At 55.7% G+C, this 25,082-nt stretch carries 22 protein-coding genes and 4 tRNA genes; 21 read left to right on the forward strand and 5 right to left on the reverse strand.

The window, feature by feature from the left end:
* The first annotated feature begins 22 nt into the window (after positions 1-22).
* From J7395_RS12100 to J7395_RS12110, 3 genes are read left to right on the forward strand one after another with little or no spacing between them, the layout of a single operon-like run.
* A complete protein-coding gene (locus J7395_RS12100) occupies positions 23-511 on the forward strand; it encodes a TRAP transporter small permease (protein WP_209221634.1) in 489 nt (162 codons plus the stop codon).
* Positions 508-1,776: a TRAP transporter large permease gene (locus J7395_RS12105; protein WP_007092235.1), complete on the forward strand. Its 1,269-nt coding sequence runs from the start codon at positions 508-510 to the stop codon at positions 1,774-1,776. The genes J7395_RS12100 and J7395_RS12105 overlap by 4 nt, the downstream gene beginning before the upstream one ends.
* Positions 1,777-1,781: 5 nt before the next feature.
* Positions 1,782-2,663, forward strand: a complete 882-nt coding sequence (locus J7395_RS12110) for an isocitrate lyase/PEP mutase family protein (RefSeq protein WP_209221635.1) — start codon at positions 1,782-1,784, stop codon at positions 2,661-2,663.
* An 83-nt stretch (positions 2,664-2,746) separates the two neighbouring features.
* Here the strand turns inward: J7395_RS12110 and J7395_RS12115 are convergent, their stop codons facing one another.
* On the reverse strand, positions 2,747-3,139 hold the full coding sequence (locus tag J7395_RS12115; RefSeq protein ID WP_209221636.1) for a RidA family protein: 393 nt from the start codon (positions 3,137-3,139) through the stop codon (positions 2,747-2,749).
* A gap of 73 nt (positions 3,140-3,212) precedes the next feature.
* On the reverse strand, positions 3,213-3,605 hold the full coding sequence (locus tag J7395_RS12120; RefSeq protein ID WP_209221637.1) for a RidA family protein: 393 nt from the start codon (positions 3,603-3,605) through the stop codon (positions 3,213-3,215).
* A gap of 138 nt (positions 3,606-3,743) precedes the next feature.
* On the opposite strand from J7395_RS12120, the gene J7395_RS12125 reads away from it, so the two are divergent.
* Entirely contained in the window at positions 3,744-4,340 is a 597-nt protein-coding gene (locus J7395_RS12125; protein ID WP_209221638.1) for a TetR/AcrR family transcriptional regulator, read from the forward strand.
* 269 nt (positions 4,341-4,609) lie between these two features.
* Entirely contained in the window at positions 4,610-5,242 is a 633-nt protein-coding gene (locus tag J7395_RS12130) for a LysE family transporter (RefSeq protein ID WP_062959194.1), read from the forward strand.
* 145 nt (positions 5,243-5,387) lie between these two features.
* Here the strand turns inward: J7395_RS12130 and J7395_RS12135 are convergent, their stop codons facing one another.
* From J7395_RS12135 to rlmB, 3 genes are all read right to left on the reverse strand, one after another.
* Positions 5,388-6,338, reverse strand: a complete 951-nt coding sequence (locus J7395_RS12135; RefSeq protein WP_209221639.1) for a VCBS domain-containing protein — start codon at positions 6,336-6,338, stop codon at positions 5,388-5,390.
* A gap of 162 nt (positions 6,339-6,500) precedes the next feature.
* Positions 6,501-6,577, reverse strand: a tRNA-Thr gene (locus J7395_RS12140).
* A 154-nt stretch (positions 6,578-6,731) separates the two neighbouring features.
* Positions 6,732-7,610 (reverse strand): 23S rRNA (guanosine(2251)-2'-O)-methyltransferase RlmB, encoded by an 879-nt coding sequence (rlmB, locus tag J7395_RS12145; protein ID WP_114121219.1) that lies wholly within the window; start codon positions 7,608-7,610, stop codon positions 6,732-6,734.
* Between the two features lie 194 nt (positions 7,611-7,804).
* Here rlmB and J7395_RS12150 point away from each other — a divergent pair.
* The 16 genes from J7395_RS12150 to J7395_RS12225 form a co-directional block, all read left to right on the forward strand.
* Positions 7,805-7,889: transfer RNA gene (locus tag J7395_RS12150), tRNA-Tyr, on the forward strand.
* A 36-nt stretch (positions 7,890-7,925) separates the two neighbouring features.
* Positions 7,926-7,999, forward strand: a tRNA-Gly gene (locus tag J7395_RS12155).
* Between the two features lie 76 nt (positions 8,000-8,075).
* On the forward strand, positions 8,076-9,266 hold the full coding sequence (gene tuf, locus J7395_RS12160; protein WP_040059651.1) for an elongation factor Tu: 1,191 nt from the start codon (positions 8,076-8,078) through the stop codon (positions 9,264-9,266).
* A 132-nt stretch (positions 9,267-9,398) separates the two neighbouring features.
* Positions 9,399-9,474: transfer RNA gene (locus J7395_RS12165), tRNA-Trp, on the forward strand.
* Between the two features lie 49 nt (positions 9,475-9,523).
* The gene (secE, locus tag J7395_RS12170) at positions 9,524-9,721 is read left to right on the forward strand and encodes a preprotein translocase subunit SecE (protein ID WP_062952273.1); all 198 of its coding nucleotides are present in this window, start codon (positions 9,524-9,526) and stop codon (positions 9,719-9,721) included.
* A gap of 3 nt (positions 9,722-9,724) precedes the next feature.
* A complete protein-coding gene (gene nusG, locus J7395_RS12175; RefSeq protein WP_007092434.1) occupies positions 9,725-10,255 on the forward strand; it encodes a transcription termination/antitermination protein NusG in 531 nt (176 codons plus the stop codon).
* Positions 10,256-10,359: 104 nt separating this feature from the next.
* Positions 10,360-10,788, forward strand: coding sequence for a 50S ribosomal protein L11 (gene rplK, locus J7395_RS12180; RefSeq protein WP_062952272.1), 429 nt, complete (start codon positions 10,360-10,362; stop codon positions 10,786-10,788).
* A gap of 4 nt (positions 10,789-10,792) precedes the next feature.
* Entirely contained in the window at positions 10,793-11,491 is a 699-nt protein-coding gene (rplA, locus tag J7395_RS12185) for a 50S ribosomal protein L1 (RefSeq protein WP_007092432.1), read from the forward strand.
* A gap of 282 nt (positions 11,492-11,773) precedes the next feature.
* Positions 11,774-12,292, forward strand: coding sequence for a 50S ribosomal protein L10 (gene rplJ, locus J7395_RS12190; RefSeq protein WP_037991699.1), 519 nt, complete (start codon positions 11,774-11,776; stop codon positions 12,290-12,292).
* A 46-nt stretch (positions 12,293-12,338) separates the two neighbouring features.
* The gene (rplL, locus tag J7395_RS12195; RefSeq protein WP_062952271.1) at positions 12,339-12,716 is read left to right on the forward strand and encodes a 50S ribosomal protein L7/L12; all 378 of its coding nucleotides are present in this window, start codon (positions 12,339-12,341) and stop codon (positions 12,714-12,716) included.
* A gap of 364 nt (positions 12,717-13,080) precedes the next feature.
* Positions 13,081-17,247: a DNA-directed RNA polymerase subunit beta gene (gene rpoB, locus J7395_RS12200; protein WP_062952270.1), complete on the forward strand. Its 4,167-nt coding sequence runs from the start codon at positions 13,081-13,083 to the stop codon at positions 17,245-17,247.
* A gap of 106 nt (positions 17,248-17,353) precedes the next feature.
* Positions 17,354-21,547 (forward strand): DNA-directed RNA polymerase subunit beta', encoded by a 4,194-nt coding sequence (gene rpoC / locus J7395_RS12205; RefSeq protein WP_062952269.1) that lies wholly within the window; start codon positions 17,354-17,356, stop codon positions 21,545-21,547.
* 374 nt (positions 21,548-21,921) lie between these two features.
* Positions 21,922-22,293, forward strand: coding sequence for a 30S ribosomal protein S12 (gene rpsL / locus J7395_RS12210; RefSeq protein WP_007092427.1), 372 nt, complete (start codon positions 21,922-21,924; stop codon positions 22,291-22,293).
* 12 nt (positions 22,294-22,305) lie between these two features.
* Positions 22,306-22,773: a 30S ribosomal protein S7 gene (gene rpsG, locus J7395_RS12215; RefSeq protein WP_062952268.1), complete on the forward strand. Its 468-nt coding sequence runs from the start codon at positions 22,306-22,308 to the stop codon at positions 22,771-22,773.
* Between the two features lie 27 nt (positions 22,774-22,800).
* On the forward strand, positions 22,801-24,882 hold the full coding sequence (gene fusA / locus J7395_RS12220; RefSeq protein WP_062952267.1) for an elongation factor G: 2,082 nt from the start codon (positions 22,801-22,803) through the stop codon (positions 24,880-24,882).
* Positions 24,883-24,910: 28 nt separating this feature from the next.
* Positions 24,911-25,082, forward strand: a 172-nt coding sequence (locus J7395_RS12225) for a GTP-binding protein (RefSeq protein ID WP_247742170.1), incomplete at its 3' end; no start/stop codon positions are given.

Here is a 25,082-nt window from a genome sequence, read left to right on the forward strand (position 1 = left end):
CGGTACGGCCAGGATTTTTATCATGTTTGATCGTTTGATGCTTTTGCTGGCCTGGATCGCGGCCCTGCTGTTTGTCGCAGCGGGCGTGATGCTGACCTATGAGGTCGTGGCCCGGTATTTCTTTATTCGTCCCACCATCTGGGCAGCAGAGCTTTCGCAGCTTTGCCTGATCTGGGGGTCACTACTTGGCATGCCATGGGCATTGGCGGCACGGCGGCATATTTCCGTCGATGCGATCACCCGGCTTTGCAAGCCGGGGATGCGCCGCTTGCTTGAAATCATCGCGATGGCGGTGGTTCTGGTGTTTTCCGTCATGGTGACGTTCAAGGGCTGGGAAATCTTCCTTGAAAGTTTCGAGCGCGGCCGCACCAGCGGCACGATGCTTGACCTTCCAGCGTGGGTTGCGGAAATCCCGGTCGTGATCGGTTTTGCGCTTCTGGCTGTTCAGGCCATCATTGAAATTGTCGGCGTGATCCGCGGCAAGGATATTCCGGAAGGGGCGCACGAATGACAATTATCCTGACACTTGCGGCAATGTTCGCCTTGCTGCTGATCCGTGTGCCGGTGGCCTTTGCGCTGGGCGGGCTTGGTCTTGGCATGCTGATCATTGGCGGGTTTTCGCCGCTGATGGCACCGCAGGCGATCCTGTCGACACTGGATGGGTTTATTCTGCTGTCGGTGCCGCTGTTCCTTTTGATGTCCAACATCCTGCTGCGCGCCGGGGTCGGTAATGACCTGTTTGCCGCAGTCAGCGCCTGGGTCGGGCATTGGCCGGGCGGGCTTGCGGTGGCGACCATCCTGTCGTGTGGCGTGTTTGCCGCGATTTCGGGATCATCGGTGGCAACGGCGGCCACGATTGGCACGGTCGCCATTCCGGAAATGGTCCAGCGCGGCTATAACAAGCGTTTCGTTTATGGCCTGATGGCGGCGGGCGGCACGCTTGGCATCCTGATCCCGCCTTCGATCCCGATGATCATTTATGGCTTCGTGACCGAAGAATCCGTGATTGCGCTTTTCCTTGCCGGGGTCGGGCCGGGCATTGCGTTGCTGTTGCTGTTTATCGTCTATTCGATGATCTATGCCCGGTTTGGCGGGCAGGAACGCGAACCAAAACGCGGCTGGGATGAGCGCAAGCGCGCCACGTTAAAGGCCCTGCCTGCCGTGCTTCTGGCGGTGCTGATCATATCGGGGATCTATTCCGGGGCCTTTACCCCGACCGAGGCCGCGGCCATCGGCTTTGCCGCTGCCCTGCTGATTACGGCAGCGATGAGGGTTCTGACCTGGAAGGCGTTGAAGCTTGCGATTTTTGATACCATGGCGACCACGGTTGCGATCATTCTGATCATTGCCGGGGCCAAGGTGTTTGGCAAGGCGATCACGCTGTATCGCATCCCGCAGGATATCTCGATGATGATCAGCCAGGGGATCGATACCGAACTTGGCTTTATCCTCGTCGTGACGGTCGTATTGCTGATCATGGGGCTGGTGTTCGAAGCACTTTCAATGGTGCTGATCATGACGCCGGTTCTGTTGCCGGCGGCCCTGGCGTTGGGCTTCGATCCGATCTGGTTCGGGGTCTATATGGTGATCATGGTTGAATGCGCGCTGATCACGCCACCGGTGGGGCTTAACCTTTATGTCATTCAGTCGGTGGCGAAAACGCGATTGGGCGAAGTGGCGCGCGGTGTGTTGCCGTTCCTGCTTCTGATGTTCCTGACGGCGGCCATTCTGTATGTCTGGCATGATCTTGCCCTGTATATCCCCTTTAAAATGTGACGCTTATGACCAAACAAATCACTCCTGCCGATAAACTCCGTGCGCTTCTGGCGACTGGCGATCTGATCACCATGCCGTGCTGCTTTGATGCGCTTTCGGCCAAGCTGATCGAACAGGAAGGCTTTGGCCTGACTTTCATGTCGGGCTTTTCGGCCGCGGCTTCGCGGATTGGTGAGCCTGATCTTGGCCTGATGTCTTATGGCGAAGTGCTTGATCAGGCGCGCAACATCACTGATGCGGTTTCGATCCCCGTGATCGGTGATGGCGATACCGGTTATGGTAATGCGATGAATGTGAAACGCACCGTTGCCGGCTTTGCCAAGGCAGGCTGTGCCGCGGTGATGATCGAGGATCAGCTTGCGCCCAAGCGTTGCGGTCATACCAAGGGCAAGGAGGTCGTTGGCCGGGACGAGGCGTTTGACCGTATCAAGGCCGCCGTTGATGCCCGCGATGCCGGGGCGGATATCCTGATCCTTGCGCGTACCGATGCCCGGCATCAGCATGGTCTGAGCGAGGCGATTGACCGGGCGGCGAAATTTGCCGAACTGGGCGCGGATATTCTGTTTGTCGAAGCGCCGAAAACCGTCGCGGAAATGCGCGAGCTTTGTGCCGCCCTTCCGGGGCCGAAAATGGCCAATATCGTCGAAGGTGGGGAAACCCCCGATCTGACCCCCGAAGAACTGAGTGATATCGGCTATCAGATCGCGGCCTATCCATTATCGCTTATGGCAGCGGCAATGAAGGCGATGGTTGAAACCCTGCAATTGATGAAAGCGGGCAAGCCACGCACCGATATGCTGATGGATTGGGGGCAGTTGCGCAATCGCATCGGCTTTGATGCCTATTACGAGGAATCGGAACGCTACGCGACTTCGAAACGCGGGTAGGGGCGGGCACTCATCTGATAGTGTGAAAAACGGCGCGCGAGGGGCTTCTCGCGCGCCGTTTTGCGTTTCAAGTCCGGTGATCATTAGTCCGGAACGCGGGCGATGACCTTGATTTCGAAGTCAAACCCGGCCAGCCAGTTCACGCCGATGGCAGTCCAGTTCGGATAGGGGGCTTTGGGGAAGACGTCACCCTTCACCTTCATGATCGTTTCAAACTGGTTTTCGGGATCGGTGTGGAAGGTCGTGACATCGACGATATCGTCAAGCGTGCAGCCACCAGCCTTGAGCGTTGCTTCAAGATTGGCGAATGCCAGACGGACCTGTGCCTCGAAATCCGGTTCGGGCGAACCGTCAGAGCGGCTGCCGACCTGACCGGATACGAACAGAAGGTCGCCCGATTTGATCGCTGCGGAATAGCCGTGTTCGGCATAAAGGGCGTGCCGGTTGGCGGGGAAAACGGCGTTACGCTGTGCCATGTGGATTATCCTTTGCGTGGGTCTGGTATGTGTCTGGAAAATGTTGATGCCGGATTTTGTCCGGTTCAGGTCTTCAGCCCGGAATGCGGGCAATGACCTTGATTTCAAAGTCATACCCGGCCAGCCAATTGACGCCGATTGCCGTCCAGTTCGGATAGGGGGCTTCGGGGAAAACTTCGCCCTTTACCTTCATGATCGTTCCGAACTGATTTTCGGGATCGGTGTGGAAGGTCGTGACGTCGACGATATCGTCAAGCGTGGCACCACCTGCTTTGAGCGTTGCTTCAAGATTGGCAAATGCAAGGCGGACCTGTGCCTCGAAATCCGGTTCGGGTGAACCATCAGAGCGGCTGCCGACCTGACCGGAAACGAACAGAAGGTCGCCCGATTTGATCGCGGCGGAATAGCCGTGTTCGGCATAAAGGGCATGTCGGTTGGCGGGGAAAATGGCGTTACGCTGTGCCATGTGGATTATCCTTTTATCTGGGTGTGCAATTTCACATACGATGCGTATATAAAACTCAGATACACGGCGTATGTCAAGTTTTATATACGTGACGTATGTGAAATGATATATGTCAGGCAATCAAAAAGGAGACATGCAATGGCTGTACGACGTCGCCAGGAAACGATGGAAGAAAACCGCGAAAAGCTTATTTCGGCGGGGCGCAAGGCATTCGGATCGCAGGGATTTGCCGCATCATCGATGGATGAGATGACGGCATCGGTTGGTCTGACGCGCGGGGCGCTTTATCACAATTTCGGTGACAAGAAGGGGTTGCTTGCAGCCGTGGTGGCGCGGGTCGATGGCGAGATGGTCGCACGCGCCCAGGCTGCCAGTGCTGATACCGGGGACGAGTGGGAACAGCTTCTGGCCGAAGGTGCGGCCTATATCGCGATGGCGCTTGATCCCGAGGTGCGCAGGATCGTGCTGTTGGATGGTCCGGCCTTTCTGGGGGATCCGTCGCACTGGCCGAGCCAGAATGCGTGTCTGGAAGCAACGAAACAGGTGGTCGGGAAATTGATCGCGGACGGCGTTATGAAGCCAGTTGATATCGATGCTGCTGCACGGCTTCTTTGCGGTGCCGCGCTGAATGCGGCCTTGTGGGTCGCAGACAGCGATGATCCGAAATCAGCCTTGCCCAAGGCGGTTGATGCCTTCAGCCTCATGGCCGAGGGTTTTCTGGTCGAGAAACGATAGTGTCCCCTGGCGGTAAGACGACAATGCCAACGTATTGAGTTTGTCGTACCGCTGACTGGATGCCCGCCTTCGCGGGCATGACGTTTGGGGGCCTTCACAAATCTGCCCGTCACTCCCGCGGAAGCGGGAGCCTATGGTGCCGCGGTTTCGATGCCGGGGCAGGGAGAGATCAGACGGGATTCCCGTTCCCGTGTTACCGAAAAACTGGCACTATCGCGCAAATCCCGCATGACGGCGAAGCCGCCAGCCACCATAAATCCGAGGACGCGATGGAATATGTCCCCTATCTTCTGACCGCCTATGCGATTTTTGCCATGGCGGTGATGTCGCCCGGTCCGAATTTTCTGGCGGTGACCAGTGCCTCCATGACGGTGTCGCGCCGGGCGGGACTGGGGATTGCGCTTGGCATCGGTACGGGTACGATCTGCTGGTCAACGATGACGGTCCTTGGCCTGACCGCGATCCTTGCCGCGTCCGAGGAAGTGGCGATTGCCCTTCGCTGGATTGGCGGTGGGTATCTGATCTATATGGGGTTCATGGCGCTGCGCAGTGCCTATAAAAGCCGGGGGCAGGGGCTTGAGGTGCCGGTGTCGGATGCGAAGGCGGATCGTCCGTTATGGCGTTATGTCCGGCGCGGACTTCTGGTGCAGATGAGCAATCCCAAGGCTGCCCTTTTCTGGTTTTCGATCATGTCGATTGTGCTTCGCCCCGATGCCCCGGGCTGGGTCGGGCTTGCGATTGTGCTGGGCACGACGACCTTCTCGTTTGGCTGGCATCTGGCGCTGGCGTGGTTCTTTTCAACCGAGGCCGTCATGCGCGTTTATCGGCGGGCCTACCGCGCCATTCAGGGCGTGATGGGGACAGCGTTTGTTTTGCTGGGTGGGCGGATGATCGCGAATTGACCAAAACAAACTTCGGTATGGTTTGGTTCCCTAAGAGGTTAGGAATACAACACGTCCCCGAAAAATTAGAAGCAGTTACTAGTAGCGATGACAGTTGATGAGAGTTCAACGCACCCGCAGATGGCGTTTTTTGTCTGAACTTTCTTTAGCTTTTTTCGTCAAAAAGCCCAGCCTGTTTCATAGGTAGTATCACGTTATAAACCTTTAAAACGCGATAAGTTGGCTCCTCGAGAGCTTCACCATTTTCGTTTACGATGACAGTCTGTTCAAGATCGACATCAAGGCTGCTGTTGGGAGGAGCGGAAATCATATTTTTTTGAAATTTCTCCAACCATTCAAGGTCGTCTATGGGAGCCTCAATAGCCCGCATGTACATCAAGGTCCATTTTGATTTCCCTTCATAGGCAGCCTTTCTAATTCGAACCTCGGTTCTAATTTTGGATATCTGCTGGTTCGTTGGGCGTATATCGGGCATTTCGTCAGCGCTTGGGTCAGGTACGTCTTCAGTTGTGAAGCGTTCGAATATCATTCCATCGTCATGGAATTCCAGAGATTCGTAACCCTCAGATCTCAGGGGCTGAAGAACGGCGATAGCTTTGTCACGTACCGGTTTGGTTGCATACAGATGATAAACAGGCTGAGATACAACGACGGCATTATCGTCGCCTTCTACTCTAATCTGTACCTGATGATTTCCATCTTTGCTTTTGATGATGGTTGTATCTTTTACAGTTCTCCCTTTGAGGAACCGTATAAGACTAAACAAGGAGACTGATCCGGCTGTTGTGCCACCTCCCACTATACCAACCCATTCAGCTATTTCTTTAGCTGTTGCAACATTATCATCTTGAATGAGTGCGCCGACTTGCTCCCAGATTGTTTGGGCCAGTTGTAGCGAAAGTTCGAAACAATGCTGTTCTGTATCAGCGTTGACCAACAATTTAACTGCAGATCTGTCGCCGTTAAACTGCTGGTTTGCAGCCTTAATTACATCCGACAAAGCTATTAGCGCAGGAGCCAAGTGTGCCACATCCATCGTGTGATCCGCCAGTGCGGGCCCATCGAATTTAATTATGGAATGTACTTTTTTTGACATCTGAACACCGCTCCTTGGTTGATCTTATATACTAATCGAACCAATAAAAATCCGTTGAATTTTGCCTGATAGAGCGAGGGTATAATCGAACCGGCTAACTAAATATTATGATCAGAAAAGAAAACCCCGCAGCCCAAAAGGCGATGCGGGGTTTTCTTTTAATGGTGCCGGCAGAGAGACTCGAACTCCCAACCTTCGGATTACAAATCCGCTGCTCTACCAATTATAGCTATGCCGGCCAAGCGGCGCGAAACATAATCCGGGCCGTTCGCGAATGCAAGACTTTGAAACAGGGAAAAGATCAGAAAATTGCATCCCTGAAAATCACGGTCCTGTCGCGGATGTTGGCGGGCCGTGATGCCGGTTTGGCATCACGGGATTCGTCAAAGGTTTTCAGCCGCGTGTCCGGTACAGTTCGTAAAGGGCAACCGCGGCCGCGTTCGAGACATTGAGGCTTTCGATGCGGTCCGACATCGGCAGTTTGACGAGGAAATCGCAATTTTCGCGCGTCAGGCGGCGCAGGCCGTCACCTTCGGAGCCCATGACGATTCCGACACGGCCCTTCAGCTTGGCTTCGGCCAGGGTCTGTTCGGCATAACCATCCATGCCCGCCAGCCAGAAATGGGCGGCTTTGAGTTTTTCGATGGTGTGGTTGAGGTTGCCCGCATGAATATAGGGCACGGTTTCAAGCGCGCCGCTGGCCGATTTGGCCAGAACACCGGTTTCAGGCGGGGCGTGACGGTCCGGCACGATGACGGCAGCCGCACCAAAGGCAGCCGCACTGCGAAGAATCGCCCCAACATTGTGCGGGTCGGTGACCTGATCAAGGATGAGGACCGTGCATTGTTCCTCGTCCCGGGTATCGGCAATCAGTTCTTCTACGGAAATCTGGGGCAGGGGGGCGCAATGCATGGCCATGCCCTGATGGACGGTGCCCGGCGGCAGCATTTCATCCAGATCGGTGCGCCCGGCGGCGTCAAGCTGGACATCGGTGCGTTCGGTATCGGCAAGGGCGGCAACGATTTCGTCGCGCACGGCCTCGGACGCCCAGATTTTATGAATCGTGCGTTGCGGATTGTAAATCGCGTTCAGAACCGGGTGACGGCCAAACAGAATCAGGCGCGAAGCGTTGCTTGCATTGCCGCCGTCGCGACCGCGTTTTCGTCCGCGACGCGAATTGCCGTCACGTTTATCATCGTCTTGCGGGAAGCTGTCGCCCGGACCCGTTCCGGTCGAACGGTTGGCAGAACGTGAATTGTTGCGACGCGACATAATGGCGGAAACCTCCGGACGGTAAGGGTGTGAATGCACTTTGTTTCGCTTTGGAACGAAAGCATGGGGAACATATAGGAAAGGAAATACGATTTCGTGTTTTTTTTGCTGTTGACAAGGAAGGGCCCTGCAACGTATTCCCTCCCTCGCCGAACGAAGCCGGGGGTTAACCCCGACAACGTTTTGACCCTGATGGAGGGGTGGCAGAGCGGTCAAATGCAGCGGACTGTAAATCCGCCGACTTAGTCTACGCAGGTTCGAATCCTGCCCCCTCCACCATTCTCTCGCCCTCGCGAGAGCTCGCAAAGAGAATATGCGGGTGTAGCTCAATGGTAGAGCAGAAGCCTTCCAAGCTTACGACGAGGGTTCGATTCCCTTCACCCGCTCCAGATTTTATATGATCCCGTCGGCTCGTGCGGTGGGTTCTTACGTGTTTTTTTTGGTTCGGATTAGGATCTGAGTGTAATGGCTAAAGAAAAGTTTGCGCGTACAAAACCGCACGTGAACGTCGGCACCATCGGCCACGTTGACCACGGTAAAACCACGCTGACCGCAGCGATCACCAAAGTTCTCGCAGAGAGCGGCGGCGCATCGTTCCAGGACTACAGCATGATCGACAAGGCGCCGGAAGAGAAAGCTCGTGGTATCACGATCTCGACCGCGCACGTCGAATACGAAACGGCGAACCGCCACTATGCGCACGTCGACTGCCCGGGCCACGCTGACTATGTCAAGAACATGATCACCGGTGCGGCACAGATGGACGGCGGCATCCTGGTTGTTTCGGCAGCAGACGGCCCGATGCCGCAGACCCGCGAGCACATCCTGCTTGCGCGTCAGGTTGGCGTTCCGGCCCTCGTCGTGTTCATGAACAAGGTTGACCAGGTCGATGACGAAGAGCTGCTTGAGCTCGTCGAAATGGAAATCCGTGAACTTCTGTCGTCCTACGACTTCCCGGGCGACGACATTCCGATCGTTAAAGGTTCGGCTCTTGCTGCCCTTGAAGGTCGTGATGACGCGATTGGCAAAGAAGCGATCCTGAAACTGATGGAAGCTGTTGACAGCTACATCCCGGCACCGGAACGTCCGAAAGACCGTCCGTTCCTGATGCCGATCGAGGACGTGTTCTCGATCTCGGGTCGTGGTACCGTTGTGACCGGCCGTGTTGAAACCGGTATCGTCAAGGTTGGTGAAGAAGTCGAAATCGTCGGTATCAAAGACACCGTCAAAACGATCGTCACCGGCGTTGAGATGTTCCGCAAGCTGCTCGATCAGGGTGAAGCTGGCGACAACATTGGCGCGCTGCTGCGCGGCACCAAACGTGAAGACGTCGAACGTGGCCAGGTTCTGGCACATGTCGGCTCGATCAAGCCGCACACCAAGTTCACTGCAGAAGCTTACATCCTGACCAAGGATGAAGGTGGCCGTCACACGCCGTTCTTCTCGAACTACCGTCCGCAGTTCTACTTCCGTACCACTGACGTCACCGGCTCGATCGAGCTGCCGGCAGGCACGGAAATGGTTATGCCGGGCGACAACGTCCAGATGACCGCGACCCTCATTGCACCGATCGCAATGGACGAAGGTCTGCGTTTCGCAATCCGTGAAGGCGGTCGTACCGTCGGCGCCGGTGTTGTTGCGAAAATCATCGAATAATTTTTGAAGATTTGCACCATTGGGTGCTTGATCTTTGATGTGCGGGCGGATATAAGCCGCCCGCACACCCTGCCGCCCGGGCAGGACTGTGTCGGAAAGACCTGAAGAAATTCAACTTTCTGATTACCTTGTAGGAGTGTAGCTCAGTTGGTAGAGCATCGGTCTCCAAAACCGAGGGCCGTGGGTTCGAGTCCCTCCGCTCCTGCCATTTACCCGGGTCTTGGAATTGAATTTTTGAAAGCGGTGTAACCCCGACAATGGCTAAAACGTCGCCGGCACAATTCGTACAGCAGGTTCGCACCGAAGCTAAAAAGGTTTCGTGGCCGACCCGCAAGGAAACGACCGTTTCGACCATCATGGTTTTCGTCATGGTGGCTTTGGCGTCTGTTTTCTTTTTTGTTGTGGATCAGCTTCTCGCCTGGGGCGTTCAGTTGATCTTTGGTGTCGGGGGTTAAGTCATGGCGCATCGCTGGTACGTTTTGCACGTCCATTCGGGTTTTGAGAAAAAAGTCGCCCAGTCGATCCGCGAACAGTCCATCAAGAAAGGTCTTGAGGGCGAAATCAAAGAGGTCCTGGTTCCGACGGAAGAAACTGTCGAGGTTCGTCGCGGTGCGAAGGTCAATGCCGAGCGGAAGTTTTTCCCCGGCTACGTGCTGCTGAATATGGACCTGACGGATGAGAGCTGGCATCTGGTCAAGAACACCGCCAAGGTCACCGATTTCCTTGGCAGCCGTGGCAAGCCGATGCCGATTTCCGAAAAGGAAGCCCAGCACATCCTGCATCAGGTGCAGGAAGGTGTCGAGCGTCCGAAGTCGACCATTTCGTTCGAGGTTGGCGAGGAAGTCCGTGTTTCCGACGGTCCGTTTGCATCGTTTAACGGTGTCGTCGAAGGGGTTGATGAAGAACGTGCGCGCCTTAAGGTGTCGGTTTCGATCTTCGGTCGTTCAACCCCGGTCGAGCTGGAATATACCCAGGTCGAAAAGCTCTGACGAGCTGATACAAGTGAAGTTTCTGTCTGCGTGATGCGGACAGTTTTTAAAGCGCGGGAGGTCAGCCATGACCGTACCGCGCGCTTCTGTAATGAGGTACTCTAATGGCGAAGAAAATCGACGGCTATATCAAGCTGCAGATTCCCGCCGGCAAAGCCAACCCGTCGCCGCCCGTCGGCCCGGCTCTTGGTCAGCGCGGCGTGAACATCATGGAATTCTGCAAGGCGTTCAACGCAGCGACCCAGCAGATGGAACCAGGGATGCCGATTCCGGTCGTCATCACCGTTTATTCCGACCGTTCCTTCAGCTTTGTCACCAAAACCCCGCCGGCATCCTACTTCCTGAAAAAGGCAGCAGGCATTCCGAAAGGTTCCGGTACGACCGGTAAAGGTTACATCGGTAAAGTGACCAAAGCACAGGTCAAGGAAATCGCGGAAGCCAAAATGGCTGACCTCAACGCATTTGACGTTGAAGGCGCGATGGCGATGATCGAAGGTTCTGCCCGTGCTATGGGCCTCGAGGTTGTGGAGTAAGACGATGGCCAAGACTGGTAAGCGCCTTGCCCAGGCTTATGAGGGCATCGACCGTAACACCCAGTACGAACTGACCGCAGCGGTCAAGCTCGTCAAGGATGGTGCAAAAGCGAAATTCGACGAAACCGTTGAAATCGCGATGAACCTTGGTGTTGATCCGCGTCACGCAGACCAGATGGTCCGTGGTGTTGTTTCGCTTCCGCATGGTACCGGTAAAACCATGCGCGTCGCCGTCTTCGCAAAAGACGCCAAAGCAGAAGAAGCCCAGAAAGCTGGTGCGGACGCTGTTGGCGCCGAAGACCTGATGGAAGCAATGCAGAAAGGCGATCTGAACTATGATCGCGTTATTGCAACCCCGGACATGATGGCTGTTGTCGGTCGTCTCGGTAAGGTTCTCGGCCCGCGCGGCCTGATGCCGAACCCGAAACTCGGCACCGTGACCATGGATGTTGCCCAGGCTGTTTCCGATGCCAAAGCTGGCCAGGTTCAGTTCCGCGCTGAAAAGAATGGTATTGTCCATGCCGGTATCGGCAAGGCGTCCTTCAGCGAAGAACAGCTTGTTGAAAATGCCAAGGCATTCGTTTCTGCGATCGTCAAAGCAAAGCCGACAGGCGCAAAAGGTGTATACCTGCAGCGCGCCGCCATCAGCTCGACCATGGGCGCTGGCGTGAAACTGTCGATTGCGGACATCGCATCGAAGTAATTCAAGAATTCTGACCGGTCGCATGCGGCCGGTCAGGACCGGAGAGGGTTGCAAGATCCTCTCTACCTGTCTGTCCCAGACTGCAGGTGAGCGGTATTTGCCGTTCTTAATCTCCTGCATAGGCAGAGGTTCCGGTTTTTAGTTTTCCCCGGTTAACGGGGCATCACAAAAGGCTTGGACATCTGGCAAACGGACGGGCGTCACAGACCGGTTCGAAAGGACTGGTCACGTCTGTGAACCCCCCATGGGGTTCAGGGCAATAAGCAATGTCGGAGACTTAAAGTGAACCGCGATGATAAAACACAGTTCGTAGCAGAAATGCGCGAAGTGTTCGAAGGTGCGGAAGGCGTTATCGTTACCCAGTACAAAGGGTTGACGGTTGCGGAAATCACCGCTCTTCGTGCGCAGATGCGTGATGCTGGTGCGGGCTTCAAGGTCACCAAAAACCGGCTTACGCGACTTGCTCTGGAAGGCACCAAATTTGCCGGTCTTGCAGACCACTTCACCGGCCCGACCGCGATCGCCTATTCGGCTGATCCCGCGTCGGTCGCGAAAGTGGCCTCAACGTTCGCAAAAGCCAATGACAAGCTCGTTCTTGTTGCTGGCGCCATCGGTGAACAGATTCTGGACGAACAGGGCGTCAAAGCTCTGGCAGAACTGCCGTCGCTGGACGAACTGCGTGCGAAACTGGTGGGTATGATCCAGACCCCGGCACAGCGTATCGCTACGCTGACCTCCAAGCCGGCGGCCCAGATTGCCCAGGTGCTGAAGGCATACGCCGAAAAAGGCGAAGCCGCGTAACCCAATTTACCAACTTATCCAAGTTCAAGCCTAGGAGTTTATACAAATGGCCGATCTTAAGGCACTCGTTGAAGAGCTTTCGAAGCTCACCGTTCTTGAAGCTGCAGAGCTTTCCAAACTTCTCGAAGAAGAGTGGGGCGTTTCCGCCGCTGCTCCGGTTGCTGTTGCTGCTGCTGGTGGCGCTGCTGCCGGTGCTGCTGCTGCAGAAGAAAAAACCGAATTCGACGTTATCCTGGCTTCTGCTGGTGACAAGAAAATCAACGTCATCAAAGAAGTTCGCGCAATCACCGGTCTTGGCCTGAAAGAAGCCAAAGACCTGGTCGAAGGCGCACCGAAAGCTGTTAAAGAAGGCGCGTCGAAAGACGAAGCCGAGTCGATCAAGAAGCAGCTTGAAGAAGCTGGCGCAACCGTCGAACTCAAGTAATCGACGGCTTCTTGCCAAGGTTTGGGTCGGCGGCCTTCGGGTCGCCGACCTATCCGTCTCTACGGTGCGGGCAATGGGTGTCCGGTCTGTCGGGACGCGAAAAGGAAATTTACGGTTGACGCTGCCAAAGGTAATCGTACATAACGTAAGGCCGTTTAGGTCAGAGGTTATCTTTGACGGCGTCGACAGCCGAGGGATCAGTGATCTCATTCATGTTGGATGTCACATAACATCCACGGTCATAATCAAGTGAACGCCCGCCCCGTACGGGGCTCGGGCGTCGTTGTGCTGTATGCTTTTTGCATGGTGGCACAGGGGCGAACGAGTTACGACGGTGTGGGGAGGCGCGATTAAAGGAACGATGATGGATAAGTCCTTTACCGGTCGAAAGCGCATCCGCAAGAGCTTTGGACGGATCAGCGAAGTCGCTCCGCTCCCGAACCTGATTGAGGTTCAAAAGAATTCTTACGACAAGTTTTTGCAGACTGGTACCCCGCAGGAGCAGCGGGACGATGCCGGCCTCCAGGAAGTGTTCAAGAGCGTCTTTCCGATTAAAGATTTCTCAGAGCGCGCAACCCTCGAGTTTGTGTCGTATGAGCTGGAGCAGCCCAAATACGATACCGAGGAGTGCCGTCAGCGTGGCATGACTTTTGCCGCGCCGCTGCGCGTGACACTGCGTCTGGTTGTCTGGGATATTGACGAAGATACCGGTGCACGTTCGATCCGCGATATCAAGGAACAGGACGTGTATATGGGCGACATGCCGCTCATGACCGAACACGGTACCTTTATCGTGAACGGCACCGAGCGTGTTATCGTCTCGCAGATGCACCGTTCGCCGGGCGTCTTCTTCGACCACGACAAGGGCAAGAGCCACAGCTCGGGCAAGTACCTGTTTGCTGCGCGCGTGATCCCGTATCGTGGTTCGTGGCTCGATTTCGAATTCGACGCGAAAGACATCCTGTATGTCCGTATCGACCGTCGCCGCAAACTGCCGGCGACCACGCTGCTTATGGCTCTTGAAAACGAAGAGTCCCAGGCCCTGCGTGCACAGCGTGCCGAAGAAGGCCGTTCTGTCGATCCGTCGGAAATCGAAGGCCTGACGCCTGAAGAAATCCTCAACTATTACTATGAGTCGGCAGAATACCGCCGCACCAAGGATGGTTGGGTAACCGATTTCAATGCAGATCGCTATATCGGTCAGAAGCTGGTCTTTGACCTGCTTGACGCCGACAGCGGTGAAGTCGTTGCCGCCGCAGGCAGCAAGATCACCAAGCGTTCCGCTGCCAAGCTTGTCGAACAGGGTGTCAAACACATCCTGGTGCCGGAAGAACAGCTTAACGGCTGGTTCATGGCAGAAGACCAGATTGACGGCGAAACCGGCGAGATCCTTGCCGAAGCCGGCCACGAACTGACCGAAGGTGTGTTCGAACAGCTTAAAGAATGGGGTGTCGACACCGTTCGTCTGCTGATGATCGATCACAACAATGTCGGTGCGTATCTGCGCAACACCATTGCACTGGACAAGAACAGCAACCGCGAAGAAGCCCTTGTGGACATCTATCGCGTCATGCGCCCTGGCGAACCGCCGACCATCGAGGGTGCGGAAGCCATGTTCAAAGGCCTGTTCTTTGATGCAGAGCGTTACGACCTCTCGGCTGTTGGCCGTGTGAAAATGAATGCGCGCCTTAATCTGGAATGCCCGGATACGGTTCGTGTTCTGCGTCGTGAAGACATTCTGGAAGTCGTCCGCGTTCTGATCGACCTGAAAGACGGTCGTGGCGAAATCGACGATATTGACCATCTTGGCAACCGTCGTCTGCGTTCGGTCGGCGAGCTGATGGAAAACCAGTTCCGTGTTGGCCTGCTGCGTATGGAACGTGCGATCCGCGAGCGTATGAGCTCGGTCGAGATCGACAACGTCATGCCGCATGACCTGATCAATGCGAAGCCGGTTGCGGCTGCCGTTCGTGAATTCTTCGGCTCTTCGCAGCTGTCGCAGTTCATGGACCAGACCAACCCGCTTTCGGAAATCACCCACAAGCGTCGTCTTTCGGCACTTGGACCGGGCGGTTTGACCCGTGAGCGTGCAGGCTTTGAAGTTCGTGACGTTCATCCGACCCACTATGGTCGTATCTGCCCGGTCGAAACGCCGGAAGGTCCGAACATTGGTCTGATCAACTCGCTGGCGACCTTTGCCCGCGTCAACCAGTACGGCTTCATCGAAAGCCCGTACCGCAAGGTTGTCGATGGTGTGGTTACCCCTGAAGTCATCTATCTTTCGGCCATCGAAGAAGGTCGCTATGTCATTGCACAGGCGAACGAACCGCTGACCAAGGAATTCGGCTTCGAGAACGAACTGATCAACACCCGTAAGGCCGGTGACCACTATATGGCCCGCTCCGAAGAGATCGACCTTATGGACGTCTCGCCGAAGCAGCTCGTATCGGTCGCATCCGCGCTCATTCCGTTCCTTGAGAACGATGACGCGAACCGCGCACTGATGGGTTCGAACATGCAGCGTCAGGCGGTTCCGCTGATCCGTTCCGAAGCGCCGTATGTCGGTACCGGCATGGAAGTTCCGGTGGCACGTGATTCGGGTGCAACCCTGATCGCGCGCCGTGATGGTGTTGTTGAATCTGTTGACGCGACCCGTATGGTTATCCGCGCAACCGGTGACATCGCCGCATCGGAATCGGGTGTCGATATTTACACCCTGCTGAAATATCAGCGTTCCAACCAGGGTAGCTGCATCAACCAGCGTCCGCTGGTGAAGGTGGGCGATGTTGTCCAGAAGGGCGACATCATCTCGGATGGTCCGTGTACCGATATGGGTGAACTGGCTCTGGGCCGTAACGTGCTGGTCGCGTTTATGCCCTGGAACGGTTACAACTTCGAGGATTCCATCCTTCTGTCCGAGCGTATCGCACGTGATGACGTTTATACCTCGATCCATATCGAGGAATTCGAAGTCATGGCCCGCGATACCAAGCTGGGTCAGGAAGAGATCACCCGTGACATTCCGAACGTCGGTGAAGAAGCCCTTAAAAACCTCGACGAGGCGGGCATCGTTTACATCGGCGCGGAAATCAAACCGGGCGATATCCTTGTCGGTAAAGTGACGCCGAAGGGCGAAAGCCCGATGACGCCGGAAGAAAAACTTCTGCGCGCCATCTTCGGTGAAAAAGCATCCGACGTCCGTGATACGTCGCTGCGTGTCCCGCCGGGACAGTTCGGTACCGTTGTTGAAGTCCGCGTGTTCTCGCGTCGTGGCGTTGACAAGGACGAACGTGCCCTGGCAATCGAACGTTCCGAAATCGAACGTCTTGCAAAAGACCGTGATGACGAACGTGCGATCCTGGAACGCAACTTCTATGGTCGTCTGAAAAACCTGCTGCTTGGCCAGACCCTGGTCGACGGACCGAAAGGTCTGAATGGCGAGATCACCGAAGACGCCCTTTCGGGTGTCGCACGTGGTCTGTGGCGTCAGATTGCCGTTGCCGATGACAGTGTCATGTCCGACATCGAAGCCCTGAAGAAACAGTTCGAGGAATCGATTGCTGTTCTGCAGGCTCGTTTCGACGACAAGGTCGACAAGCTTCAGGCTGGTGACGAACTGCCGCCGGGCGTGATGAAGATGGTCAAAGTCTTTGTCGCGGTTAAGCGTAAAATGCAGCCGGGCGACAAGATGGCCGGCCGTCACGGGAACAAGGGTGTCGTATCGCGCATCATGCCGATGGAAGACATGCCGCACCTCGAAGACGGTACGCCTGTCGATATCGTTCTGAACCCGCTTGGTGTTCCGTCGCGTATGAACGTCGGCCAGATCCTTGAAACCCACCTTGGTTGGGCGTCACGTGGTCTGGGTGAACAGATCGGCGAGCTTGTCGATGCTGTTGCCGATGGTCGTGCCGAGATGGACAGCCTGCGTGGCAAGCTCAATGAAGTGTACGAGGACGAGCAATACGTCACCGGCATTAAAGAGCTGAGCGATGGCGATGTCATCGAGCTTGGTAACAACCTGCGTCGTGGTGTGCCGATGGCAACCCCGGTCTTTGACGGTGCACGTGAGCCTGATGTGGTTCGCATGCTCGAAAAAGCAGGCCTTGATGGTTCTGGTCAGGTCGACCTTTATGATGGTCGTACCGGTGAGAAATTCCATCGCAAGGTGACCGTGGGCTACATCTACATGCTCAAGCTGCATCACCTGGTCGACGACAAGATCCACGCCCGTTCGATTGGTCCGTACTCGCTTGTTACCCAGCAGCCGCTGGGTGGTAAGGCACAGTTCGGTGGCCAGCGTTTCGGGGAGATGGAAGTGTGGGCACTCGAAGCTTACGGTGCTGCCTACACCCTCCAGGAAATGCTTACCGTCAAGTCGGACGATGTTTCGGGCCGTACCAAGGTCTATGAGGCGATCGTTCGTGGCGAAGACACCTTCGAGGCGGGCATTCCGGAATCCTTTAACGTTCTCGTTAAAGAACTTCGGTCGCTGGGTCTCAATGTCGAGCTCGAGCAAGACGACCTTTAATAGCTTGGCGGGCGGGTACCATTCGGGTATCTCGTCCGCCATCAAGCATCTTTCGGCCTGAAAATTGGCGAAACCCGGCGAGACCGGGCATAGCGGGAGAGCCTTTATGAACGAGTTGATGAAGATCTTCGGGCAGCCGCAGGGCACCCAGAGCTTCGATCAGATCCGGATTCAGATCGCCAGCCCGGAGCGTATCCGCTCCTGGTCGTTCGGCGAGATCAAGAAACCGGAGACCATCAACTACCGGACCTTTAAACCGGAACGCGACGGCCTGTTCTGTGCGCGCATTTTTGGTCCGGTGAAGGATTACGAATGCTTGTGCGGCAAGTACAAGCGTATGAAATATCGCGGCATTATCTGTGAGAAATGCGGCGTCGAAGTGACTCTGGCCAAAGTACGTCGCGAGCGTATGGGCCATATCGAACTGGCGGCACCGGTTGCCCATATCTGGTTCATGAAGTCGCTGCCGAGCCGTCTGGGTCTGCTGCTGGACATGACGCTCAAGGATCTTGAGCGCATTCTGTATTTCGAAAACTATGTGGTCATCGAGCCGGGTCTGACCCCGCTCAAGATGGGTGAGCTTCTTTCAGAAGATCAGTACATGACCGCACAGGAAGAGTATGGCGAAGACAGCTTCCGTGCCGGTATCGGTGCCGAAGCCATCCGCGACATGCTTGCAGCGATCGATCTTGATGACGAACGCGAAACCGCGAAAATCGACCTCAAGGAAACCAATTCCGAAGCCAAGCGCAAGAAGCTGGTCAAACGCCTGAAGCTGATCGAAGCTTTCCAGGAGTCCGGTGCGCGTCCGGAATGGATGATCCTTGAAGTGATCCCGGTCATTCCGCCAGAACTGCGTCCGCTGGTTCCGCTGGATGGCGGCCGTTTCGCAACGTCTGACCTGAACGACCTTTACCGTCGTGTGATCAACCGTAACAACCGTCTGAAGCGCCTGATCGAGCTTCGTGCGCCCGATATCATCGTGCGTAACGAAAAACGTATGCTTCAGGAATCGGTTGATGCGCTGTTTGACAACGGCCGTCGCGGTCGTCCGATCACCGGTGCCAACAAGCGTCCGCTCAAATCGATGTCGGACATGCTTAAAGGCAAGCAGGGCCGTTTCCGTCAGAACCTTCTGGGTAAACGCGTCGACTATTCCGGTCGTTCGGTTATTACCGTGGGTCCGAACCTGAAACTGCATCAGTGCGGCCTGCCGAAGAAAATGGCGCTCGAACTGTTCAAGCCGTTCGTCTATGCGAAGCTTGAGCTGTACGGGATGGCAACCACCATCAAGGCTGCAAAGCGCATGGTGGAAAAAGAGCGTGCCGAAGTCTGGGATATCCTTGAACAGGTTATCCGTGAACACCCGGTCATGCTTAACCGTGCACCGACCCTTCACCGTCTTGGTATCCAGGCTTTCGAGCCTACCCTGATCGAAGGTAAGGCAATCCAGCTGCATCCGCTCGTCTGTACGGCTTTCAACGCCGACTTCGACGGTGACCAGATGGCCGTTCACGTGCCGCTGTCGCTTGAAGCGCAGCTTGAAGCCCGTACCCTGATGATGTCGACCAACAACATCCTTTCGCCGGCTTCGGGTAAACCGATCATCGTGCCGTCGCAGGATATTGTCCTTGGTCTGTACTACATCTCGATGGAACGCGACGGTCAGCCGGGCGAGGGCATGTCCTTCGTCAATATCGCCGAAATCGAACAGGCTCTTGATGCCGGTGTTGTGACCCTGCATTCGAAAATCAATGCACGTTACAAAACCGTCGACGAGAACAACGAACCGATCACCATCCGTGTTCAGACCACGGTTGGCCGCATGTTGCTGTCCGAACTGCTGCCGCGTCATCCGCGCATTCCGTTCGCGACCATCAACAAGCTGCTGACCAAGAAAGACGTCTCGAACGTTATCGACGTCGTCTATCGTCACTGTGGCCAGAAAGAGACCGTTATCTTTGCTGACCGCATGATGGGTCTTGGCTTCAACTGGGCATGCAAAGCCGGTATTTCGTTTGGCAAGGATGACATGATCATTCCGGAAGCCAAGGAAACCCTGGTTGGCGCGACCCATGACAAGGTCAAGGAATACGAACAGCAGTATCAGGACGGTCTGATCACTCGCGGTGAGAAATACAACAAGGTCGTCGACGCCTGGTCGCAGTGCACCGATGACGTTTCCGAAGCGATGATGAAAGTCATCTCGGCAACGGCAGAAGGTGACAATGTGAACTCGGTTTACATGATGGCGCACTCCGGTGCCCGTGGTTCTGCCGCCCAGATGCGTCAGCTGGCTGCCATGCGCGGCCTGATGGCAAAGCCGGATGGCTCGATCATCGAGACGCCGATTATCTCGAACTTCAAAGAAGGCCTGACCGTGCAGGAGTACTTCAACTCCACCCACGGTGCCCGTAAAGGTCTGGCCGATACCGCACTGAAAACGGCGAACTCGGGTTACCTGACCCGTCGTCTCGTCGACGTCGCACAGGACAGCATCATCACCCAGCATGATTGCGGTACCGAACGCGGCCTCGACATTGCTGCGGTTGTCGATTCCGGCGAAGTTATCGAGACGCTGTCTGATCGTATCCTCGGTCGTTTCACCGCTGACGAGATTGTCAATCCGTCAACCGGCGAAGTCATCGTTCCGAAGAACGAAATGGTTGTCGAAGATCACCTTGATCTGATCGAAAAAGCAGGCGTCGAAATGGCGCGTATCCGCTCGGTCCTGACCTGTGATGCCGAAACCGGCGTTTGCGGCCATTGCTATGGTCGTGACCTGGCACGTGGTACCACGGTCAATATCGGTGAAGCTGTCGGTGTTATCGCCGCACAGTCGATCGGTGAGCCGGGCACGCAGCTTACGATGCGTACGTTCCACATCGGTGGTGCGGCACAGCGTGGTGCGGAAGTTTCGGGTGTCGAAGCCAACTTCGATGCGACCGTCAAACTGAAGAACCGTGCGGTTGTTACGAACTCGAGCGGTGTCATGATCGTCATGGCGCGTAACCTCGAGATCCTGCTGATCGACAAAACCGGCCGTGAACGTGCGAAATACCGCGTCCCGTACGGTGCGAAACTGCTTGCTGATGACGGTGACCAGATCACGCGTGGCCAGAAACTGGCCGAGTGGGATCCGTACACCCTGCCGATCATCACCGAGAAAGAAGGTTATGTGAACTATGTCGACCTTCTCGAGAACGTAACCATTCGCGAAGTCTATGACGAAGCGACCGGTATCGCCTCGAAAACGGTTATTGACTGGAAGAGCATGCCGAAGGCATCCGACCTCAAGCCGCGCGTTACGCTGCGTAACGAAAACGGCGAGGTCATCAACCTGGAAAACGGTCTTGAAGCCCGTTACTTCCTGTCGGTTGATGCCATTCTCTCGGTCGAGAACGGTCAGAAAGTCAACGCCGGTGACGTGCTTGCACGTATTCCGCGCGAAGGCTCGAAAACCCGTGACATCACCGGTGGTCTGCCGCGTGTGGCTGAATTGTTCGAGGCGCGCAAGCCGAAGGACCACGCCATCATCGCTGACATCGCCGGTCGTGTTGAGTTCGGCAAGGACTACAAGAACAAGCGTCGCGTGATCGTTCATCCGCTTGAGGATAGCGGTCTGACCGAACCGGTCGAATACCTGATCCCGAAAGGCAAGCATCTTGCCGTTCAGGAAGGGGACTTCGTCGAGAAGGGCGATCAGCTTCTTGATGGTTCGCCGGTTCCGCACGATATCCTGCGCGTTATGGGCGTCCCGGCACTGGCCGACTACCTGGTCAACGAAATCCAGGAAGTCTACCGTTTGCAGGGCGTGAAGATTAACGACAAACACATCGAAGTCATCGTTCGTCAGATGCTTCAGAAAGTGGAAGTTACCAAAACCGGTGACACCACGCTTCTGGTTGGCGAAATCATCGACCGTGTCGATTTCGATGCCGAAAACGAACGTGCCATTAAAGAAGGTGGCGAACTGGCCGAAGCTGCACCGGTCCTTCAGGGGATCACCAAGGCATCGCTCCAGACGCATTCCTTCATCTCGGCCGCGTCGTTCCAGGAAACCACGCGCGTTCTTACCGAAGCAGCCGTATCGGGCAAAACCGATACCCTGATCGGTCTGAAGGAAAACGTGATCGTGGGTCGTCTGATCCCGGCAGGTACCGGTGCGGTGATGAACCGTTTCCGTGCACTGGCCGCCGAACGCGACAAGAATGTACAGATCGAGGCAGAAGAGGAAATCGGCGACAATTTCGGCCCGCAGGCCGATGCCGAGTCCCCGTCATTGCCAGCCGGCGAGTAACATCGCCGCGCAAGCTTGTTAAAGAATCAGAGGCGAACCGGGAATTATCTATCGATGCACCGGTTCGCCTCGGCGTTTGAAGCGCCAACTCGAAGGCCCACAGGGTTTTGCTTGACGCGAAATGGGGCCGTCACTAGTATGCGCCCACCGAATCTCGGGGGGTGTAGCTGTGTCGGTGCCAAATTGCTTGGCAACGGGCGGTTTTGCCCCCCGTCGCTTGAGTGCGACTCTAACGGCCGTCGAGGGCAGGATGATCCTGCGTAATGGGCGGTCCGTATTTGCGTTTGCAGGATTTGCAAAGGCATGCGGTCGTTCGTCGTGCGTCGATAGAGCAGCGCCCTTGTGGCGTCCGTTAAAGTACAAAGGGAAAGTTAATGCCCACTATTAACCAGTTGATCCGCAAATCGCGGACTCCGCGCACCCAGCGCGACATGGTTCCGGCACTGGAAGCCTGCCCGCAGAAACGCGGCGTATGCACCCGTGTCTACACCACGACCCCGAAGAAGCCGAACTCGGCACTTCGTAAGGTTGCTCGTGTCCGTTTGACCAACGGCTACGAAGTTACCAGCTACATTCCGGGTGAAGGTCACAACCTGCAGGAACACTCTGTCGTCATGATCCGTGGCGGCCGCGTAAAGGATTTGCCGGGTGTGCGTTACCACATCATTCGCGGTACCCTCGATACCCAGGGTGTCAAAGACCGTAAACAGCGTCGTTCGAAATACGGCGCGAAACGCCCGAAATAAGGAGCAGCTCAGATGTCACGTCGTCACGCTGCTGAAAAGCGCGAAGTTTTGCCTGACGCCAAATATGGCGATAAGGTTCTGACCAAATTCATGAACGGCCTTATGCTCGACGGTAAGAAATCTGCCGCCGAAAAGATCGTTTATGGTGCACTGGAAGTTATGGAAGGCAAGGGTGCCGATCCGGTAGCCCAGTTCCATGAAGCCATGGACAACGTGAAGCCGAACGTCGAAGTTCGTTCGCGCCGTGTTGGTGGTGCTACTTACCAGGTTCCGGTTGAAGTTCGTTCCGAGCGCCGTCAGGCACTGGCCATTCGCTGGCTGGTTGACGCTGCTCGCAAGCGTTCCGAAACGACCATGATCGGTCGTCTCGCCGGTGAACTGATGGACGCAGCCAACAACCGTGGCTCGGCTGTCAAGAAGCGCGAAGACACCCATCGTATGGCCGAAGCCAACAAGGCTTTCGCTCATTACCGCTGGTAATTCAGACCTCAAGATCAAGAGTCGATTATGGTACAACGTACTCCGATCTCTCGGTATCGCAACATCGGCATCATGGCTCACATCGATGCTGGTAAAACGACGACCACCGAGCGAATTCTATTCTACACCGGCAAGTCCTACAAAATCGGCGAAGTCCACGACGGCGCCGCAACCATGGACTGGATGGAACAGGAACAGGAACGTGGCATTACGATTACGTCTGCTGCGACGACCTGCTTCTGGAAAGATAACCGCATCAACATCATCGATACCCCGGGCCACGTTGACTTCACGATTGAAGTTGAACGTTCGCTTCGTGTTCTCGATGGTGCATGCGCTGTTTTCGATGCCGTTTCCGGTGTTGAACCGCAGACCGAAACCGTATGGCGCCAGGCTGACAAGTACCGCGTTCCGCGCATGTGCTTCGTCAACAAAATGGACCGTACCGGTGCGGACTTCTTCCGCTGTGTCCAGATGATCAAAGACCGTCTCGGTGCCAACGCGGCTGTCATGCAGCTGCCGATCGGTTCCGAAATGGAATTCGAAGGTGTTGTCGACCTGGTGAAAAACCAGGAAATCGTCTGGAAAGACGAGAGCCTCGGCGCAGAATTCGAATATCGCGACATTCGCGACTCGCTCAAGGACCAGGCTGAAGAGTACCGTGAAGCTCTGATCGAACAGGCTGTCGAGTGCGATGAAGCTGCCATGGAAGCTTACCTCGAAGGCGAAATGCCGTCCGAGGAAGTTCTCAAGAAGTGCATCCGTAAAGGTACGCTGAAAGGCGAACTGGTTCCGGTCCTTCTGGGTACCGCGTTCAAGAACAAAGGCGTTCAGCCGCTTCTTGATGCCGTCATCGATTACATGCCGGCTCCGGACGACATCGAAGACGTGCGCGGCATCAAGCCGGGCACCGAAGACGAGCCGGACTCACGTCCGCTGAACGACGAAGCACCGTTCTCCGGTCTTGCATTCAAGATCATGAGCGATCCGTTCGTTGGCTCGCTGACGTTCGTACGTATCTATTCCGGTATGCTTGAAGCCGGTTCTTACGTTCTCAACTCTGTCAAAGAGAAAAAAGAACGTATCGGCCGTATGCTGCTTATGCATTCAAACAACCGCGAAGAAATCAAATACGCTTGCTCGGGCGACATCGTTGCTCTGGTTGGTCTGAAGGATACCACCACCGGTGATACCCTTTGCGATCCGGCCAAGCCGATCATCCTTGAGCGTATGGAATTCCCGGATCCGGTTATCGAAATCGCTGTTGAGCCGAAATCGAAAGCCGACCAGGAGAAAATGGGTCTCGCCCTTGCACGTCTTGCACAGGAAGATCCGTCGTTCCGCGTCAAAACCGACCACGAATCCGGCCAGACCATCATTTCCGGTATGGGCGAACTTCACCTCGACATCATCGTCGATCGCATGAAGCGTGAATTCAAGGTCGAAGCAAACGTCGGCGCGCCGCAGGTTGCTTATCGTGAGACGATTTCCCAGGAAGTCGACATCGATTACACCCACAAGAAACAGTCGGGTGGTTCGGGTCAGTTCGCACGTATCAAGTTGACCTTCACCCCGGGTGAACCGGGCAGCGGGTTCTCCTTCAAGGATACCGTCGTTGGCGGTAACGTTCCGAAGGAATACATCCCGGGTGTTGCCAAGGGGCTTGAAACCTCGCTTAACAGCGGTGTGATTGCCGGCTTCCCGGTCACCGACTTCTCGGTCACCCTGACCGACGGTGCGTATCACGACGTTGACTCGAGCGTCATGGCCTTCGAAATCGCAGCTCGTGCCGCCTTCCGTGAAGGTCTCTCGAAAGCTCGTCCGAAGCTTCTTGAGCCGATCATGAAGGTCGAAGTTGTGACGCCGGAAGAGTACATGGGCGACATCATCGGTGACCTTAACAGTCGCCGTGGTCAGGTCCGTGACATGGATTCCCGTGGTATCGCACGCGTTGTTAGCGCGTTTGTCCCGCTGGCGAACATGTTCGGTTACGTCAATACCCTGCGCTCCATGTCCCAGGGCCGTGCCCAGTTCGTGATGCAGTTCGATCATTACGCCGACGTCCCGCAGGCAGTTGCGGACGAAGTCAAGGCCAAGTCGGCCGGCTAAGGCGAAGCCAGAATAAACGGAGTTAGAAATGGCTAAAGAAAAATTTGCCCGTACAAAACCGCACGTGAACGTTGGCACCATCGGCCACGTTGACCACGGTAAAACCACGCTGACCGCAGCGATCACCAAAGTTCTCGCAGAGAGCGGCGGCGCATCGTTCCAGGACTACAGCATGATCGACAAGGCGCCGGAAGAGAAAG

The organism is Thalassospira sp. A3_1 (assembly GCF_017744215.1).
Classification (GTDB): domain Bacteria; phylum Pseudomonadota; class Alphaproteobacteria; order Rhodospirillales; family Thalassospiraceae; genus Thalassospira; species Thalassospira lucentensis_A.

Coding starts and splice junctions, on each gene's coding strand:
- J7395_RS12100 (WP_209221634.1), top strand. CDS start 23: ATGTTTGATCGTTTGATGCTTTTGCTGGCCTGGATCGCGGCCCTGCTG.
- J7395_RS12105 (WP_007092235.1), top strand. CDS start 508: ATGACAATTATCCTGACACTTGCGGCAATGTTCGCCTTGCTGCTGATC.
- J7395_RS12110 (WP_209221635.1), top strand. CDS start 1,782: ATGACCAAACAAATCACTCCTGCCGATAAACTCCGTGCGCTTCTGGCG.
- J7395_RS12115 (WP_209221636.1), bottom strand. CDS start 3,139: ATGGCACAGCGTAACGCCGTTTTCCCCGCCAACCGGCACGCCCTTTAT.
- J7395_RS12120 (WP_209221637.1), bottom strand. CDS start 3,605: ATGGCACAGCGTAACGCCATTTTCCCCGCCAACCGACATGCCCTTTAT.
- J7395_RS12125 (WP_209221638.1), top strand. CDS start 3,744: ATGGCTGTACGACGTCGCCAGGAAACGATGGAAGAAAACCGCGAAAAG.
- J7395_RS12130 (WP_062959194.1), top strand. CDS start 4,610: ATGGAATATGTCCCCTATCTTCTGACCGCCTATGCGATTTTTGCCATG.
- J7395_RS12135 (WP_209221639.1), bottom strand. CDS start 6,338: ATGTCAAAAAAAGTACATTCCATAATTAAATTCGATGGGCCCGCACTG.
- rlmB (WP_114121219.1), bottom strand. CDS start 7,610: ATGTCGCGTCGCAACAATTCACGTTCTGCCAACCGTTCGACCGGAACG.
- tuf (WP_040059651.1), top strand. CDS start 8,076: ATGGCTAAAGAAAAGTTTGCGCGTACAAAACCGCACGTGAACGTCGGC.
- secE (WP_062952273.1), top strand. CDS start 9,524: ATGGCTAAAACGTCGCCGGCACAATTCGTACAGCAGGTTCGCACCGAA.
- nusG (WP_007092434.1), top strand. CDS start 9,725: ATGGCGCATCGCTGGTACGTTTTGCACGTCCATTCGGGTTTTGAGAAA.
- rplK (WP_062952272.1), top strand. CDS start 10,360: ATGGCGAAGAAAATCGACGGCTATATCAAGCTGCAGATTCCCGCCGGC.
- rplA (WP_007092432.1), top strand. CDS start 10,793: ATGGCCAAGACTGGTAAGCGCCTTGCCCAGGCTTATGAGGGCATCGAC.
- rplL (WP_062952271.1), top strand. CDS start 12,339: ATGGCCGATCTTAAGGCACTCGTTGAAGAGCTTTCGAAGCTCACCGTT.
- rpoB (WP_062952270.1), top strand. CDS start 13,081: ATGGATAAGTCCTTTACCGGTCGAAAGCGCATCCGCAAGAGCTTTGGA.
- rpoC (WP_062952269.1), top strand. CDS start 17,354: ATGAACGAGTTGATGAAGATCTTCGGGCAGCCGCAGGGCACCCAGAGC.
- rpsL (WP_007092427.1), top strand. CDS start 21,922: ATGCCCACTATTAACCAGTTGATCCGCAAATCGCGGACTCCGCGCACC.
- rpsG (WP_062952268.1), top strand. CDS start 22,306: ATGTCACGTCGTCACGCTGCTGAAAAGCGCGAAGTTTTGCCTGACGCC.
- fusA (WP_062952267.1), top strand. CDS start 22,801: ATGGTACAACGTACTCCGATCTCTCGGTATCGCAACATCGGCATCATG.